The sequence below is a fragment of the Pseudomonas sp. GW823-FHT06B06 genome, from assembly GCF_058795195.1.
On record NZ_JBXAHO010000042.1, the window covers coordinates 1 to 15,466 of the forward strand.

At 59.9% G+C, this 15,466-nt stretch carries 16 protein-coding genes; 3 read left to right on the plus strand and 13 right to left on the minus strand.

Annotated features, from left to right (window positions below):
• Positions 1–207: 207 nt before the first annotated feature.
• Positions 208–912, plus strand: coding sequence for a hypothetical protein (locus AC1Q8Q_RS27065; RefSeq protein ID WP_020796833.1), 705 nt, complete (start codon positions 208–210; stop codon positions 910–912).
• 199 nt (positions 913–1,111) lie between these two features.
• Positions 1,112–2,542 (plus strand): aminotransferase-like domain-containing protein, encoded by a 1,431-nt coding sequence (locus AC1Q8Q_RS27070; RefSeq protein WP_492615730.1) that lies wholly within the window; start codon positions 1,112–1,114, stop codon positions 2,540–2,542.
• A gap of 92 nt (positions 2,543–2,634) precedes the next feature.
• On the opposite strand, the gene AC1Q8Q_RS27075 is transcribed toward AC1Q8Q_RS27070, so the two are convergent.
• The 10 genes from AC1Q8Q_RS27075 to AC1Q8Q_RS27120 all read right to left on the minus strand — a co-directional run bounded on the left by AC1Q8Q_RS27075 (position 2,635) and on the right by AC1Q8Q_RS27120 (position 11,943).
• Entirely contained in the window at positions 2,635–3,435 is an 801-nt protein-coding gene (locus tag AC1Q8Q_RS27075; RefSeq protein WP_020796835.1) for an N-acyl homoserine lactonase family protein, read from the minus strand.
• Between the two features lie 14 nt (positions 3,436–3,449).
• Positions 3,450–4,409, minus strand: coding sequence for a diiron oxygenase (locus AC1Q8Q_RS27080; protein ID WP_168757268.1), 960 nt, complete (start codon positions 4,407–4,409; stop codon positions 3,450–3,452).
• Between the two features lie 62 nt (positions 4,410–4,471).
• Positions 4,472–5,230, minus strand: a complete 759-nt coding sequence (locus tag AC1Q8Q_RS27085; protein ID WP_083348252.1) for a TauD/TfdA family dioxygenase — start codon at positions 5,228–5,230, stop codon at positions 4,472–4,474.
• A gap of 21 nt (positions 5,231–5,251) precedes the next feature.
• On the minus strand, positions 5,252–6,124 hold the full coding sequence (locus AC1Q8Q_RS27090; RefSeq protein WP_168757267.1) for a branched-chain amino acid aminotransferase: 873 nt from the start codon (positions 6,122–6,124) through the stop codon (positions 5,252–5,254).
• A gap of 31 nt (positions 6,125–6,155) precedes the next feature.
• On the minus strand, positions 6,156–7,508 hold the full coding sequence (locus AC1Q8Q_RS27095; RefSeq protein ID WP_492615731.1) for a KamA family radical SAM protein: 1,353 nt from the start codon (positions 7,506–7,508) through the stop codon (positions 6,156–6,158).
• Positions 7,509–7,542: 34 nt separating this feature from the next.
• A complete protein-coding gene (gene yfcF, locus AC1Q8Q_RS27100; RefSeq protein ID WP_020796840.1) occupies positions 7,543–8,199 on the minus strand; it encodes a glutathione transferase in 657 nt (218 codons plus the stop codon).
• A 210-nt stretch (positions 8,200–8,409) separates the two neighbouring features.
• Complete coding sequence (locus AC1Q8Q_RS27105) at positions 8,410–8,895, minus strand: cupin domain-containing protein (RefSeq protein ID WP_020796841.1); 486 nt, start codon at positions 8,893–8,895, stop codon at positions 8,410–8,412.
• Between the two features lie 84 nt (positions 8,896–8,979).
• The gene (locus AC1Q8Q_RS27110) at positions 8,980–9,474 is read right to left on the minus strand and encodes a RidA family protein (protein ID WP_020796842.1); all 495 of its coding nucleotides are present in this window, start codon (positions 9,472–9,474) and stop codon (positions 8,980–8,982) included.
• Between the two features lie 48 nt (positions 9,475–9,522).
• The gene (locus AC1Q8Q_RS27115) at positions 9,523–10,803 is read right to left on the minus strand and encodes an ATP-grasp domain-containing protein (RefSeq protein ID WP_083348251.1); all 1,281 of its coding nucleotides are present in this window, start codon (positions 10,801–10,803) and stop codon (positions 9,523–9,525) included.
• A gap of 42 nt (positions 10,804–10,845) precedes the next feature.
• On the minus strand, positions 10,846–11,943 hold the full coding sequence (locus tag AC1Q8Q_RS27120; protein ID WP_020796844.1) for an MFS transporter: 1,098 nt from the start codon (positions 11,941–11,943) through the stop codon (positions 10,846–10,848).
• Positions 11,944–12,091: 148 nt separating this feature from the next.
• Here AC1Q8Q_RS27120 and AC1Q8Q_RS27125 point away from each other — a divergent pair, with 148 nt between their 5' ends.
• Positions 12,092–13,510, plus strand: a complete 1,419-nt coding sequence (locus tag AC1Q8Q_RS27125; protein ID WP_492615732.1) for an aminotransferase-like domain-containing protein — start codon at positions 12,092–12,094, stop codon at positions 13,508–13,510.
• Between the two features lie 98 nt (positions 13,511–13,608).
• On the opposite strand, the gene cyoE is transcribed toward AC1Q8Q_RS27125, so the two are convergent.
• The 3 genes from cyoE to AC1Q8Q_RS27140 are packed head-to-tail and all read right to left on the minus strand — an operon-like array spanning position 13,609 to position 15,465.
• Complete coding sequence (cyoE, locus tag AC1Q8Q_RS27130; protein WP_020796846.1) at positions 13,609–14,496, minus strand: heme o synthase; 888 nt, start codon at positions 14,494–14,496, stop codon at positions 13,609–13,611.
• A gap of 10 nt (positions 14,497–14,506) precedes the next feature.
• On the minus strand, positions 14,507–14,842 hold the full coding sequence (gene cyoD, locus AC1Q8Q_RS27135) for a cytochrome o ubiquinol oxidase subunit IV (RefSeq protein ID WP_007916940.1): 336 nt from the start codon (positions 14,840–14,842) through the stop codon (positions 14,507–14,509).
• Positions 14,842–15,465, minus strand: a complete 624-nt coding sequence (locus AC1Q8Q_RS27140) for a cytochrome o ubiquinol oxidase subunit III (RefSeq protein ID WP_033038499.1) — start codon at positions 15,463–15,465, stop codon at positions 14,842–14,844. Before AC1Q8Q_RS27140 ends, cyoD begins: the two co-directional genes overlap by 1 nt.
• Position 15,466 lies beyond the last annotated feature (1 nt).

Below are 15,466 nucleotides of genomic sequence, written 5' to 3' on the forward strand. Positions count from 1 at the left end.
GCCGCAGGCTGCGATCTTTTGATCTTGATTTTTCAAGATCAAAAGATCGCAGCCTGCGGCAGCTCCTACAAGGATTCCCGCCTCTCTCTTGAACTCATCCGCCCGTTGACCGTGACAACCGCTTCCCGGTCCAATAGATTAGTCGGCCTGAAAAAGCCCCCGGGCTTTCTCGCCCCTATTCAAGTTCAAAGAAGTAGTGAAATTTCAATGTCCGATTCCAACACCGCTGAATCCGTAGTCACCTTGTCGTCCAAAGCGGAATACGAAAACTCCATCAATCTTTCACAGCATGTGCCCCAGGCCAAGACCATCAGCGAGATGGTCCTGGACGCTTTCCAGTCCACCCGCGAAAGCGAGCAGATCCGCGAGCTACGCGCCGCGATCCGCCAGGCCCATGACAGCTTCGACGACGATAAAGCCTACGAACTGATGGGTGAGCTCAAGCAACTCAAGGACGCCGAGGCCGCCGACATCGCCGCCCTCGAAGACTTGAGCAGCAAATTCCCGATCAGCCGCATCCTGTCCAGTTTCAAGGACGACCCGGCTTTCCAGGAAATCGTCTACGGCCTGGCCCTCAAGGTGCTGAACCAGACGCACCAGGCCATCAGCAGCCCGAGCGGCGGCAAGAGCAAAGCCGCCAAGGCGAAAAAAGAAGTCGAAGTGTTCACCATCAGCAAGGACGGCATGAGCGTCACCTTGCCGCTGCGCACCCCACGCTCGCGCCTGAACGTCGACCGTGAAGCCCTTGAGTTCCTCGGTTTCAGCTTCGTTGGCGAAGGCGACGAGGCAGAGCTGCAAAGCGAGACGTTCCTGGACAACCAGGGCGCCGAACAGGCCGTGAACCGCAAGAACATCATCACCGCCCTGCAACAGCAGACCGCCTTCGACGGCTACAGCATCGCCGCCCAGTAAGCCCCGCCAGCATCCCCAGAGCCCCGCCCCCGTGCGGGGCTTTTTATTGCCCGCGATTCCTGCAAAACCGCGTTTAGTGTTCCAGTATCAAGGCCAGAGAAACACTTCCCTTCACCCACCTGCACCACGGGGCCGCCTGCGGGGAGCGTCAACTCACTTTCCAGCCCAAGACCTCAGTGGTGCGACTGCTGAGGTCATCATGAACACGCCACCCCTGTACCGTCAGTTGGCCAACCACTACCTGGACGCAATCCGCAGCGGCACCCTGAAGACCGGCGAGCGCCTGCCCTCGATTCGCCTGATGATGGAAAAACACGCCGTCAGCCTGTCCACCGCCGTACAGGTCTGTCGGGAGCTCGAAGACCATGGCGTGCTGGAAGCCCGACCGCGCTCCGGCAACTACATTCGCCAGCCCGACACTGCGCCCGGACCCAAGCCGATCGCCCACCCCCCGGCACTGGAGAGTGGGGTGTACGTGGGCATCCATGAAAAGGTTTCCTCGGTCCTGAAGGCCAGCCAGCGCGCCACGGTGAAGGTCAATTTCGCCAGTGCCTATTGCGCGCCGCAGCTCTATCCGCTCAAGACCTTGCAGGACAACATGATCAAGGCGTTGCGCCTGGACCAGCATCTGTTCGATACCACGAGTTCGACCTGCGGCAACAGTGCACTGCGCAACGTCCTTGCCCGCCGGATGCTGACCGTCAAAACCAACCTGACGGCCGAACGCATTGTGATCACTCACGGCGCCACCGAAGCGATCAACCTGGCGTTGCGTGCCGTGACCCGTCCCGGCGATACCGTGGCCGTGGAGTCACCGACCTTCTACGGCCTGCTGCAAATTCTCGAAAGCCTGAACCTGCGGGTGCTGGAAGTCCCGGCCTCGACCCATGCCGGGATTCACCTGCCGGCCCTTGAACACCTGCTGCAAGGGCCAGAGCCAATCAAGGCACTGATCGTCATGCCCAACCTGCACAATCCGCTGGGCAGCATCATGCCCGACACCCACAAGGCACGGCTGGTGAAGCTCTGTGCCGAGCACGAAACAGTGCTGATCGAGGACGACACCTACGGTGACCTGGTGGACACCGAGCAACCGCTGTCCACCCTCAAGCACTGGGACCGCACCGACAATGTGATCTATTGCGCTTCGCTGAACAAAACCCTCGCCCCGGGCCTGCGCCTGGGCTGGATCAGCGCTGGCAAATGGCACGATCGCGTGGAAATGCTCAAGCACACGCAAACCCGTGGCTGCGAGAAGCTGTCGCAACTGGCCGTTAGTGCATTCATGGGTACGCCCTCCTACGAACGCTACCTGCGTCGCTTGAGAAAAACCCTGACCCAGCAGCGCGAGCAAATGAGCGGGGCGATCATGCGTTATTTTCCCGAGGGCACCCGAGTGACCCACCCTCAGGGCGGCACCTTGCTATGGGTGGAGTTGCCGGCTCGGCATTCGTCCATGGGGCTGTTTCATGATGCGCTGAGCCTCGGCATCCAGATTTCACCTGGGGATATCTTTTCCAACGCCAAGCGTTTCACGAATTTTGTGCGCATCGGCTGTGGAGCGCCGTATTCACCGAGGATCGATGAGGCACTGCAGACCCTGGGCCGCCTCCTCAAGAGCCAGAGCTGACCAGAACCCTGTAGGAGCTGCCGCAGGCTGCGATCTTTTGATCTTAAAAAAACAAGATCAAAAGATCGCAGCCTGCGGCAGCTCCTACAGGGTCAACGTGGCGGTTGGTGCAGGCAAATGATGTGTGGATCGTCGTTCCAGTGCGGGAAACGTTCGGCGATCAGCGGGTCGTGGCCAGGGATGACGTGGTCTTCGCTGTCGGCCAGGCGATCGATTTCACTGAACGCTTCGAGCGACTGCGCCAGGTCATCGATGATCGGAAACGGACTGCGCTCGCGAATGTTCACCCACAAGTGCGCCGCGTCCGATGCCAACACGATCCAGCCCCGTTCAGTGTTCACCCGCACCACCTGGCTGCCGGGTGTGTGACCGCCCACCGCGTGCAGTGTCACTCCCGGCAGCACCTCGACAGTACCGTTGTGCAAACGCATCCTTCCTTCGAACAGCGGTGGCAGCGCCGACATCACATCCTCGACCTCATAGGTCTTGTTCACCGTGTGATGGGTCATCTTCGGTCCGGTGCAGAAACGTAGTTCCGCTTCCTGCAAATGCACCGTGGCCTTGGGAAACAGCCCCAGGTTGCCAGCGTGATCCCAGTGCAGGTGCGTGAGGATCAGGTGCTCGACCTGCGCCGGATCGATGTCCAGTTGCCGCAGGGAGTCTTGCGGCAGGCGATACATCTGCCGGTTGCGCCGGTCCGCCGTGGCCGGTTGAAAACAGGTGTCGACCACGATCACCTGGTGCTCGTTGCGAATCACCCAGAAGTAATAGTCCAGCGGCATCGGCGCATTCGGATCGCCGCAGCAGGCGTCGTAGAGGAAGTTCTCCCGGGCAGTGCGCTGCGCGTTGGCGCCGACACGCAGGGCGAACACTTCGTACATGGGAACGGACATGGGCACCTCCAGGTTCAGGCGGCTGCGGTGGCTTTGAGGGTCGGACGAAAATCGAAGTCGATCTGCTCGCTGATGCCCAGGTCCTGCGCCAGCTTATGCAGGCCACTGTAGTCGCGCATGATCGTCGCGTTCCTGTTGCTCTCGCGTGTGTCGGCAATGATTGCCTGCGCGTCCTCGACCCCGAGCTGCGTGAGGATCGCCTCCCACATCGAGTAGTCCTGGGCGATAAAAGCACTCAGCGCCACCGACAGGTTGCGGGCGAAAAATTCCCGTTGGACTGGCTGCATGTTGGCGTACATCACCTTGGCGACTTCGGCCAGCACCTTGCTGTGGGCGTATTCGTCGCGGTTGTGCAGCTCGGCCACGCGGCGGTTTTGCGGCTGGATGGTCGGGTCGTCCGCCAGCAGGTCGAGATAGGCATTGACACTGATCTCGGCGACTACCGCGAAGGTGATCGCCGCCAGGTCGCGCTGCCAGGGTTCGGGCAGTTCCTCGCGCAGGGCCTTGAGGCGCAGGTAAGTCACCGACGGCGGCAACTCCAGGTCCTGGTCCAGTGCGCGATCGCGCTTGGTCCGCTCGATGGCCCGCAGGTGCATGAGCGTGTGGTAGTGCTCGTCGATCAGGGTCTGCTGCATCGCTTCGCGAAAATGCCAGTCGTCCTTGCCCAGGTATTGATTGGCGATGACGCTCAGCGCCGGGTTCACCACGAGCTCTTCGGCGGTGACCGTGCGCAGGTTGTAGCCGATCCAACCCCAGGTCACCACCTTGCTCTTGAGCTCATCACTCAAGGCCTGGAATGTCGGATGATGGAAAAACGGCACCATGCACTCCGGGTAATCCGGGCGTGCCGGGTCGAACACTTCGTTGATATGGGCCTTGTCCGGCGAGCAGACTGCGGCGCGTTTGATCCAGGCCTGATTGAGCCGTACGATCAGTTGATGATCGACCTGGGCGATCTCGATTGCTGTTTGCATGACGCGATACCTGTAAACGCGTACCCCTGGGGGTACGCTGAAAAAGAAGGGCGACGGAAAAATCAGGCCAGCCAGTAGCGGGTCAGGTGGCGCGCCGGGTCAGTGTATCGGCTGCGGGCATGAATCATCCGCCAGTTGTCCCAAATCAGCATGCATCCGTCGGGAATCAGCACCGGGATGTTGTGTTCGACGAAGTACGCTTCGCCGAGCACCGCAAACCTGGCAAGCGGCGAGTCGTTGTCGGCGACCTGTGATTGCTGCAAGGCTTCCTTGGACGGATTCACATCGCCGTAGTGAAACTGGTTGTAGCTGAAGCGGAAAATATCGCCTTCCTCGGTCGGTGTCAGGATGTATTCCCTGACCCGGGTTTGCGCCGGTTCGCCGGGCTTGGCAGTGGCGACGAATTCCACCGGCGTATCGTCGAGCCACTTGCGCAGTTCCGGTTCGGATCGCTCAAGCGATCTCAAGAACGCATAGCCGTCCACCAGCCCGGTGTGACCGCCACCGCAGGTCGCCTGTTTATGGCAATGCAACGCCAGGTAACGCGGTGGCGGGCCGTACACCGGCGCTTCGGTGTGAGGGCCGATGCCGTTCATGCTCTGGGAGTACGGCAAGTCCTCGTAGCCCGGCTTGCGGGTGATGGCGAAAGCTATCTGGCCATTGAACTGCGGAATGATCGGGCCGAACTCATGCAGTGTTCCCGCGACATCGTGGGCAAATTCCCCTGGCGTCAGCACGGTCCAGCCACGATTCGACAATTCTTCATGGCGATGGCCCAGCGAAACATAAGGTGTGGACGCAACAATCCCTTGGTCTGACATGGTGAGTTTCCTGGCGGTTTATCAGGCGTTTACGGTTGAGGTGTAAGCGGCAATCAATTCACTGCAGGCGGTGCCCGGTCGGTATCGCTGCTCATCGATGCTCTGTACCGGGGTGATTTCAGCGGCGGTACCGGTGAGAAAACACTCGTCGAAGTCGCCCAGTTCCGTGGGCAATATCGTGCGTTCGATGACCTGGTAATCCAGGGCACGGGCCAGTTCGATGACGGTCTGGCGGGTAATGCCGTCGAGGAAGCAGTCAGGCACCGGCGTGTGCAAGGTCCGGCCTTTGGCGAAGAACACGTTAGCGCTGGTGGCTTCGGCCACATGGCCGCGCCAGTCGAGCATCAAGGCGTCGTGGTAGCCGGTGTTTTCGGCGTCGTGCTTGCTCAGCGTGGCGATCTGGTAATGCCCGGACGCCTTGGCTTCGAAGGGACTGCTGCTGGGAGGCGGACGACGCCAGGTGGCGGTCTTCAGACGGATGCCGGCCATGCGCGCGGCCGGGTCGAAATAGCTCGGCCATTGCCAGCAGGCGATCGCCACATGCACGCGATTGAAACGCGCCGACGTGGAAATCATCTCGCTGCCGCGCCAGGCCACCGGGCGCAAATAGCCGTCGTTCACCTGGTTGCGTTGCAGCAATTGATGGCTGGCCGCTTCCAGCTCGGCGGGTTCGAAGGGGATGGCAAAATCCATCAGCTGTGCCGAGCGATACAAACGCTCAGTGTGTTCGCGCAACTTGAAGATCTTGCCGTTATACACGCGCTCGCCCTCGTACACGGTGCTTGCATAATGCAAGCCGTGAGTCAGCACATGCAGGCGCGCCTGGGACCACTCGACGAATTCGCCATCGAGCCAGATCAATCCTTCGCGCTGATCAAACGGGATACCGCTCATGTCCTTGTCTCCCCAATAATCAAGTGTCGTCCTAGGCCGTTTGCAGCAGGACCGGTATCAACTCAGGCGTTGGCGCCAGCAACAGCTCAGCTTCGGCCTGAAAGAAAAAGCTTCGTTCGCCAAAGGCCGGGCGCAGCTCATCGAACCAGGTCGCCTGCGAATCGAAGCGCGCATAGAAGGTCCGCAATACCCATTGCGGGTCCCGGGCCTGGAGGAACTGCAGCACGAAGACTTTTTCCCCGGCGACGGTCTCGATGCCATTGATCAAGACCTTGCCGTAGAAGGTGCTCATCGACGGCCCGCGCACCGTTCGCGCCAGGCCCGAGACCGTGCGGTACGCTGCCTGGAAGATTTCGAACGCCCGGGCCAGCGGCATCGCAAAGTAGTGGCTGGGGCCGGTGTCGCGCTCGACGAACATGTAATACGGCACTGCACCGAGCCGTACGCCTTCGGTCCAGAGATCCGCCCAATCGGCGGGGTTTTCGTTGATATGGCGGATCACCGGCGCCTGCATGCGCAGGGTCGCGCCCGTGGAGCGAATACGTTCGACGGCGTGCCGGGCGATGTCCTGGCGAATCTCTACCGGGTGGTTGTAGTGCCCCATGATCGACAGGTTTTTACCCGCCGCGACGATCCGCCGGAACAGCTCGAGCAACTCGTCTGCGTCCTTGTCGCTGACAAACCGCTGCGGCCAGTACGCCACCGACTTGGTGCCGATGCGGATGCTCTTGAGATGCGCCAGCTCCAGCAGCGGCTCGATGTACCCGGCCAGCGAGCGGGTGTTCATGATCAGGGGATCGCCACCGGTGACCAGTACGTCGGTCACTTCCGTGTGCACACGCAGGTAGCTCAGCAGCTCTTGGGATTCCCGCGCGTTGAACTTGAGCTCCTCCTCGCCGATGAACTGCGCCCAGCGGAAACAGAAGGTGCAATAGGCATGACAGGTTTGACCGGCACCGGGGAAAAACAGCACGGTCTCGCGATATTTGTGCTGAATGCCCGGCAAGACTTTTCCGTCGAGGGTCGCGCCGTTGTGCGTCAGTTGCCCGGCCGGGTGGGGGTTCATGCGCAGCCAGATCGCCTCGATCCGGCGCTTGATCGCAGCGGCGTCATCCTGCTCGATCAGTTGTTTGAGCGAGTCATATTCATCGACCAGCAACATGTCTTTGTGGGGAAAGGTCATGCGGAAGATCGGATCGTCCGGGATGTTGTTCCAGTCGATCAGCGTTCCCAGCACGTATTCGTTGGTGCGAAATGGCATGACCCGGGCCACGACCGTCATGGCTTCCTGCAACTGCGGCGTCAGCCTGTGCCAATACGGTGTGTCGCGAATGGTGCGAGCGTTGTAGGGTTTGTAGCGTTCGTGCTCCGACAGTCCTTGCATGGCAGCGCTCCTGGTGATTGCCCTGACGGTCGCCTTAAACCACCGCGGGTGCGATGGCCGGCGCTTTGCGCTCTATGTCCATCCATGCCCGAACGCTGTCGCGATCCCACTGGCGACGGACATAGGCGGCGAGTCGCGCCGGGACTTGATCACCATTGGCGACCAGTCGATTGAGCATGATCGCCAGGTCGGTATCGGCAATGCTCCAGTCGCCGAAGAGGTGCTCGGCGCCCTCCTCCAACAAGCGCTCGGCGACGAAGAACAGACGTTCGACCGCGGCCTTGGCATCGTCGGAGAGCGGCGCGTCCTTCTTGCCGAAGTACACCAGGTCAAACGGGCGCTCTTTGCGGATCACCAGCAAATCGCTGCGCAGCCAGGCCTGGAGTTGACGGGCCCGGGCGCGCTGCTGGAGGTCCTGGGGGAAAAGCCGTGCATGCCCTGGCGCGAGTTCCTCGAGGTATTCGGCGATGGCGGAAGACTCTGAAAGCGCAAAACCTGTGTGAACTAATGTAGGAATCTTGCAGGTAAGTGAAATATCTCGATATTTCGCCTGATAGTTCTCTCGCGCCTTTAAATCCAGCGTGACAAGTTCAAATGAAAGTTGCTTCTCCTTGAGCGCTACAAACGCTGACATCGCAAACGCGCTGACAAAATCCGCGCCGACATAAAGTTTAATCCTGTTATTTTCCATGGAACGCTCCCTTGCACTAAGCACATTAATCCGTTGCATTCGAGTCGATCGTAGTAAGTTGATCGAACGCTGAACAGATACAGAAATTATCCGTTTGCATCGATACAGAAATTCGAAAATTCGCATCGCCAAGGGCTTATCGAGGGCACGACAGAAACGAAAAAAGGGAGTCCGCGAACGCGGACTCCCTCGTGTGTAATGAAGGGGGATTTACAGCTGGCGGGGGATCAGGCCGACGTTGTCGGTGCAATTGGCGAGTAGCAGCGCCTGGGGCATATTGCTGATATTGAGCATGGCCAGCGGCTCGGTGGTGCTGGTGTTGACGAAGCCGTGGCGGGTCCAGGCCGGCACCAGCAGCACGTCCCCACTGCCGACGCACACGGCCTCGGCATCCCCCAGGGTCAAGGTGCCGTTACCGCTCTGGATGATGAACAGGTGCCACCACGAATGATCATGACCTTGGAGCTGCGCGCCCGGTATCAACCATTGCATGGACACGGCCATGCCAGGCGTCAGCGAGCAGCCATCGAGGCTGTTGTCGTGGGCCAGCGCGACAATATCGACATCGCTGTCCTCAAGGCTCTGACGTATTCCCGTTAGTTCAACTTCCTTCCACACCCGTGGCTTGATCGGCTGGCGAACCAGACTTTGACGAAAGTCCTTATAGGAAAAGAACGCACCTTGAACGTTATTCATGCTCGTCTTCCAACTTATTCTTCAGCGTTGAGTCACTCGACCTTAGGCGAACAATTAATCGCTGTAAAGCCGAACACCCCTTACTTATAACGCCGAAGGTCGCAACGCTACGATCATGTCCACTTCTACTGCCGCATTTTTTGGTAATTGATAAACACCGACGGTCGTGCGCGTATGTTTCCCGGCATCGCCGAGTACGTGACTGAAAACATCCGAGGCGCCGTTGGCCACATCGCTGAGGTCGACAAAATCTGCCGTGGATTTCACATACACCGTGATCCTTATCAACGACTTGATCTTGTCCAGCGAACCGATGGCGTCGACGATCAACGCCAACCCGCGCATCGCGCAGAGGCTGGCGGCCGCTTGCGCATCCGCCATGTCGAGGTCCAGGCCGACGCGCCCAGGGAATTGGATCTTGCCATTCACGCGCGGCACCATGCCGCTGACATACAACTCGTCGTGATGACGGATCAGCGGAGCGTAATGCCCACCTACACTGTTTTCACCGTAGATGTCGTAGTCGAATTCCTTCGCCAGCGCGATGAAGCGCTCGTCACAAGTCATGTGCTCAATCATTTACCGAACCTCTTGATCAATACTGCAAAAAACATCGATCCCTGACACTCAACACACCGCCTTTGCAGAAGACGCCAGGCTGGTGATCCCGATGTTCGTTTCAATCGTTTCGGCCAGGCGTAACAGGTCATGGCTGAGCCGCTCGTAGTCTTCGTTGAACAACACGATGTGGCCGATAAACGAGAAGTTGTCTTTCACCAGCGCGCTGACCGGTTCGCCGATGCGTTTGCTCACCACCGAATCCAGCAGATCGATATTCAGCGAGCGGGCCAGGGACGGGATGTCTGGTACATCTCGCAGGATGCCGCCCGTGGTCGCCCGCAGCAGGCGTATGCCGCAGTAGCCGCGAGGTACCGGGTCCTGGCTATCGACCTGGCCTTCCACGGCCCAGCGGACCCAACGCTCCCACGGGTCGAAATCGACGAACGCCTGGCGCGCCAGGTCCCAGATGTGCATGCCACCGGGGCGCATGTTGGTTTCCACGGCCGAGGTGCGATGATTGGCCCTGTAGAACACTTCGTTGTGCCAGGCACCGTTGTCCTGGGAAACCAACCCCGCCATGTGCTGGCCGGCAGCCTTCAGTCGAGCCTGCACCTCAGGCGCCAACGGTGCGGGCACCACTTGCTGGATCTCGGCGCGGTAGGCACCGTCGGTGGTGGTTTTTTCGGTGATCCAGGTGCTCCCGGCGACAGAATCCCAGCTGTATTCCCGGGCATTCTGGATCAGTTCCTCGAGCACGATGCCGCCCTCGCGATAGGGCTTGAGTGCTTGCCACGCGTCGTCGCATTCGGACGGGTGACGGATGACCCGGCAGCCTCGACTTGCACCTTCGCAGGCTGGCTTGATGAAAGCCTTGCCGCCCAGTTCGATCACTCGCTGACGCAGTTCCGGCAGGCTTTCGATACGGCTGGAAACCACCGGCCGGTAATCTTCGGGAGCCGTGGTGGCCGACGCTTCGAGCTGGCGGAAAATCTGTTTATCCAACCCGGCCCTGGCCTCGACGGGAGAAATACCGGGCAAGCCGAAATGACTGGCCAGCGCCGCACCGAGCAGCACGCCACGGTCGGAAAACGGCAGCACGCCGATCAGCTTCCAGCGATCGGCATTCAGGCACCCCACCACCAGTTCGAGGGATGACGCAACGTCTTGTTCGGCCAGTGAAGTGCTGCAAACGTGATCCGCCACCTGGTCGTCATGGGGCTGGACCTGCTCGACCAGCAGGATCAGCCTGGCGTCGTACAGCGACTTGCACAGGTCACGCAGCTTCTGGATATCGTGAACCCGACTGCCGTTGTACCCCACCACTACTACGCATGAAGTCGTATTCATAATGCCCCCGACTTGCAAAGTTAAAACCGGAACAGCGATGACTCAGTCATGCAATGCGATTGATCGACGGTTGAGCCAGTACCAGGCCAGGATCCCGCCAGCGCCGATGGCCGCCAGTACCAATGCGTTGTAGGGCGGTGGCGCGACCCGCATGATCAACACGGTCAACCCCGCGCCGACGCCCAGGGACACTTCCTTGACGAACATGTTGTTCTGCTTGACCGAGAAGTAATCGAGGTGACTGAAGGCGCACTCGGCGATGGACAGCAGCGCCACCCAGATCAGTGCGCCGACCAGGGTTTCGACGTGGAACGCGGCAGGCGAAGACAGCACGGCAAAACCGCCGACGATGATTGCGATCACCGTCAGCACCTTGAAGCGCCCGGTGCTCTCGATCAGTTTCATGACCGGTACTTGCGCGAACACCACCACGGCGCTGTTGAGGATCAGCATCAGGCCATACCAGGCCGGCAGCTCGCCGGTCTTGAGCAGGATCGCCTGGGGCAGGATCGAGAACACGCCGAACAGCTTGATGCCCATGATGACGCCGGCGATGACCCACGGCAGCTTGTTGCGCCAGCCGCTGCCATCCTGGCTGGCGGGACGGGCAACCACGGGGTCGCAGGTGAACGTCGCGCCCATGGCGATCGGCAGGCACAACAGGACAAACCCGGCGGCGCCGAGGAAAAACAGGGTCGGGGTGAGCAACGGCGACAACAGGATCAACCCTGCCAGCAGGCTGCCCATGTTCATGGCGACGCGGTTGTAGGCGGCGCCCTCCTTGGTCTGGGCCGCCTCGCTCTTGATCAGGTAGCCGGCAATTGCAATGCCGTAGGCAAACAACGCCGCGGCAAACATGACCACTCCCTGGTTGCTGGTGACCGCCAGTAATATCAGCCCGAGGGCGGCGCACAGCAGCGTGACGCTCAAGGAGCGGCGACCGAGGACCAGCAACGTCAATGGCAACAGTAGCAACAAGGCCCGATAACCCAGGGCCAGGATGCTGTTGGTGGCGGTATCGAGCCAGACGTTGGCCTTGCCCAGCACCGCGAACAGCGACACGGCAGTGATGATCCGGATAGTGAACAACCGCAGGTTGATCACCGGTTTCGCCACGACGACCGTTGTTTCGACACTCATGCAACACCTCACGAACCTGGCATGGATCGACCGGCATAGGCCGACCATCCAGAAAGTCTGTAAAGCGATGGTAGAAAGAGATGCTTGTCTTGATCAGAGCAAGTTCGTATAGAATCGAACGAACTTTACTGCCGGAGAGACCAGTAAAATGCACGCTCAGCGAGCAGTGATCGCCGCTATCGAGTTCCAGCCGGGTGTGCCGCTGGTGCAGCAGATCGTCGATCAGTTGACGGTGGCGATCAGCAAGGGTGGACTGCCCCACGGCTCCAGGCTGCCACCGATTCGCGAACTCTCCGACCTGATGCACGTGGGCAAGTCCACGGTGGTCGACGCTCTCGATCGCTTGCGGGCCAAGGGGCTGGTGGTGTCACGCCAGGGCTCGGGGCATTACGTGCACCGTTCGAGCACCACCGCCCAGACCAACGCCGGCCCCGACCTGTTGCCCCAGGACACACTCAGCGTGGTCCGTCGCGCAGTCTTGCAGGACAACGGTGCGCTGCGTCCGGGTGCCGGTTTTCTGCCGTCTTCATGGTTGCCTGCCGAAGAGTTGCTCAAGGCCGTGCGCGGCACACTTCGCGCAACGTCACTGCGCATGGGCGAATACGGTAACGCCAGCGGCTACCTGCCGTTGCGCCAGGCCTTGCGGGTCAAGATGTCGACCCTGGGCATCGAAGCGCCCGTCGACCAGATCATTACCACCGCCAACACCGTACAAGCCATCGACATGCTGATGCGCCTGTTGGTCAAGCCCTGCGACACGGTGCTGCTCGATGATCCCTGTTACTTCACGATGCACACCAACCTGGCCTGGCACGGCGCCAAGGTCATCACCATCCGCCGCGATTGCGACGGCATGGACCTTGATGCCCTGGAGCAGTTGCTGATCGCCCACCGTCCCGTGCTCTACTTGACCAACAATGCACTGCACAACCCGACCGGGCACTCGTTCACCTCGGCGCAGGTCTACCGCTTGGTGGAACTGAGCCATCGCTACAATTTCCACATCGTCGAAGATGATCTGTACTGCGACATGCAGCAACGCCGAACGCCGCGCCTGGCCGCGAGCGGGCTGGACAACGTGTCTTACGTCTCTGGTTTCTCCAAGACCCTGACCGCCAACAGCCGCGTCAGCTTCGCGGTGCTGTCCCCACAACTCGCGGCGCGGATGGTGACCCTGAAAATGGCCTGCGGTGGCATGACCTCGGAAATGGCCGAGCAGATTATTTGCACCATGCTCAGCGATGGCAGCTATGCCAAGCACATGCGTCGTACGGTGGACCGGCTCTATGAGTCGAACAGCCGGGTGGCGGCGTGGCTGGGCGAAGCCGGGTGTTCGGTATCGTCGTTGCCTGGAGAAGGCTTGTACATCTGGACGCGGCTTCCCGATGGCTTTGAAGCCGAGGCACTGGCCCGCAAAGGCCTGGAAATAGACCTGGTGCTGGCGCCGGGGACCATGCTCAGCAAAGCGGCGGACGGCAATCGGTTTCTGCGTTTCAACGTGGCGCACGGTGATCATGTGCAGGTGCGGGAGCGGTTTTTCCGGTTACTGGACAAGCCACACAAATAACCGACAACCGCTATCCCCTCGCCACAGATGACATTTCGGCCAACAAAAAGCCCCGCTCTTCTCTCGAAGGCGGGGCTTTTCGATGCAGCGTCCAAACCTTAAGGCGCGTACGTCAGCAGCAGCTCGGTCGGCACTTTGAAGTCCAGGGACATCATCACGCTCAACGCGGTAATGGTGAAGATCGAGAACACGAACAGCTTGCGTGCCCAGACCGTGTCATCCACTGCCTTGTAGCCGGTCCAGGCCATGTACAACCAGTACATGCCCATGGCTGCCGCGACGGCGAGGTAGCTCATGCCGGCGTAGCCGCTGAAGGTCAGCATCAAGGTCGCCACGAGGAAGGCCAGGATGTAGATCAGGATGTGCTTCTTGGCCACCTGGATTCCGCGCTTCACTGGCAGCACCGGGATCGATGCGGCCAGGTAATCGTTGAAGCGGAAGATCGCGATGGCGTAGGAATGCGGCATCTGCCACAGGCTGAACATCACCAGCAGGGTCAGTGCGGCCATGTCGAAGGTGTTGCTCACCGCGACATAACCGATCACCGGCGGCATGGCGCCAGACAGGCTGCCCACCAGCGTGCCGTGAACCGACTTGCGCTTGAGGTACAGGCTGTAGAAGCCGACGTAGATCACGAAGCCGATCACGGCGAACAAAGCAGCCAACGGGTTGGCTACTTTGTACAACAACGCAACGCCGAGAACACCCAGGACGGTCGCATAGATCAGGGCCAGTTTCAGGGAGATGAGGCCCTGGACCAGCACTCGGTTCTTGGTGCGTTCCATCTTGATGTCGATGTCGCGGTCGATGCAGTTGTTGAACACGCAACCGGAGGCGACGACCAGGGAAGTGCCGATCATGGCTGCCAGAAACACGGCCAGATCGACATGCCCTTTCGAGGCCAGGAAGAACCCGCCTGCCACAGAAAGCACGTTACCGAAAATGATCCCCGGTTTGGTGATTTGGATAAAGTGCTTGAGCGACATCGGGTCTACCTCACTTCGCCATCATGTACGTGTGGATGCTGAACATGATCCACAGCGACAGGCCAACCAGCAGCACGATCACGATGGCCGTAAAGACGAAAGCGATCACGTTGTTACGCTGAGCGATGGAACGGTCCAGGTGCAGGAAGTAATACAGGTGAACGATCACCTGGATCACTGCGAACAGCAGAACGATTGCCAGCGTGGTGGCCTTCGGCAGGCTCGGGTACATCACCAGACCGAACGGGATGACGGTCAGGATCACCGACAGGATGAAGCCGATGGCGTACGACTTTACGCTGCCGTGGCCAGCATCATGGCTGTCATGGGAGTGTGCATTAGCCATTACAGAGTCCCCATCAGGTAAACAACGGTGAATACACAGATCCACACCACGTCCAGGAAGTGCCAGAACAGGCTCAGGCAGCTCAGACGGGTCTTGTTGGTCGACGTCAGGCCCTTTTTCTGCACCTGATACATCATGATCGCCATCCAAATCAAACCGGCGGACACGTGCAGACCGTGAGTACCGACCAGGGTAAAGAACGCGGACAGGAAGCCTGAACGGCTAGGGCCGTAGCCTTCGGAGATCAAGATGTGGAACTCGTTGATCTCCATCGCGATAAAGCCTGCGCCCAACAGGAAGGTCATGCCCAGCCAGGTCAGCACCGCCTTCTTGTTGCCCTTGTACAACGCCAGCATGGCGAAGCCGTAGGTGATCGAACTGAACAGCAGCAGAGCGGTTTCGCCCAGTACGTATGGCAGTTCGAAGATGTCGTGGCCCGACGGGCCACCCGCTACGTTGTTAACCAGTACCGCGTACACCGCGAAGATCGACGCAAACAGAATGCAGTCGGTCATCAGGTAGAGCCAGAAACCGTATACGGTCATCTCGCCCGAGTCGTGGTGGTGGTCATCGTGCCCATGGTCACCATGGGCGTGTCCAACATTGGTCACTAAGTTCGACATG

What these genes read in the sequence shown, in the direction of transcription:
- AC1Q8Q_RS27065 (WP_020796833.1), top strand. Translation starts at nt 208, where the DNA reads ATGTCCGATTCCAACACCGCTGAATCCGTAGTCACCTTGTCGTCCAAA.
- AC1Q8Q_RS27070 (WP_492615730.1), top strand. Translation starts at nt 1,112, where the DNA reads ATGAACACGCCACCCCTGTACCGTCAGTTGGCCAACCACTACCTGGAC.
- AC1Q8Q_RS27075 (WP_020796835.1), bottom strand. Translation starts at nt 3,435, where the DNA reads ATGTCCGTTCCCATGTACGAAGTGTTCGCCCTGCGTGTCGGCGCCAAC.
- AC1Q8Q_RS27080 (WP_168757268.1), bottom strand. Translation starts at nt 4,409, where the DNA reads ATGCAAACAGCAATCGAGATCGCCCAGGTCGATCATCAACTGATCGTA.
- AC1Q8Q_RS27085 (WP_083348252.1), bottom strand. Translation starts at nt 5,230, where the DNA reads ATGTCAGACCAAGGGATTGTTGCGTCCACACCTTATGTTTCGCTGGGC.
- AC1Q8Q_RS27090 (WP_168757267.1), bottom strand. Translation starts at nt 6,124, where the DNA reads ATGAGCGGTATCCCGTTTGATCAGCGCGAAGGATTGATCTGGCTCGAT.
- AC1Q8Q_RS27095 (WP_492615731.1), bottom strand. Translation starts at nt 7,508, where the DNA reads ATGCAAGGACTGTCGGAGCACGAACGCTACAAACCCTACAACGCTCGC.
- yfcF (WP_020796840.1), bottom strand. Translation starts at nt 8,199, where the DNA reads ATGGAAAATAACAGGATTAAACTTTATGTCGGCGCGGATTTTGTCAGC.
- AC1Q8Q_RS27105 (WP_020796841.1), bottom strand. Translation starts at nt 8,895, where the DNA reads ATGAATAACGTTCAAGGTGCGTTCTTTTCCTATAAGGACTTTCGTCAA.
- AC1Q8Q_RS27110 (WP_020796842.1), bottom strand. Translation starts at nt 9,474, where the DNA reads ATGATTGAGCACATGACTTGTGACGAGCGCTTCATCGCGCTGGCGAAG.
- AC1Q8Q_RS27115 (WP_083348251.1), bottom strand. Translation starts at nt 10,803, where the DNA reads ATGAATACGACTTCATGCGTAGTAGTGGTGGGGTACAACGGCAGTCGG.
- AC1Q8Q_RS27120 (WP_020796844.1), bottom strand. Translation starts at nt 11,943, where the DNA reads ATGAGTGTCGAAACAACGGTCGTCGTGGCGAAACCGGTGATCAACCTG.
- AC1Q8Q_RS27125 (WP_492615732.1), top strand. Translation starts at nt 12,092, where the DNA reads ATGCACGCTCAGCGAGCAGTGATCGCCGCTATCGAGTTCCAGCCGGGT.
- cyoE (WP_020796846.1), bottom strand. Translation starts at nt 14,496, where the DNA reads ATGTCGCTCAAGCACTTTATCCAAATCACCAAACCGGGGATCATTTTC.
- cyoD (WP_007916940.1), bottom strand. Translation starts at nt 14,842, where the DNA reads ATGGCTAATGCACACTCCCATGACAGCCATGATGCTGGCCACGGCAGC.
- AC1Q8Q_RS27140 (WP_033038499.1), bottom strand. Translation starts at nt 15,465, where the DNA reads ATGTCGAACTTAGTGACCAATGTTGGACACGCCCATGGTGACCATGGG.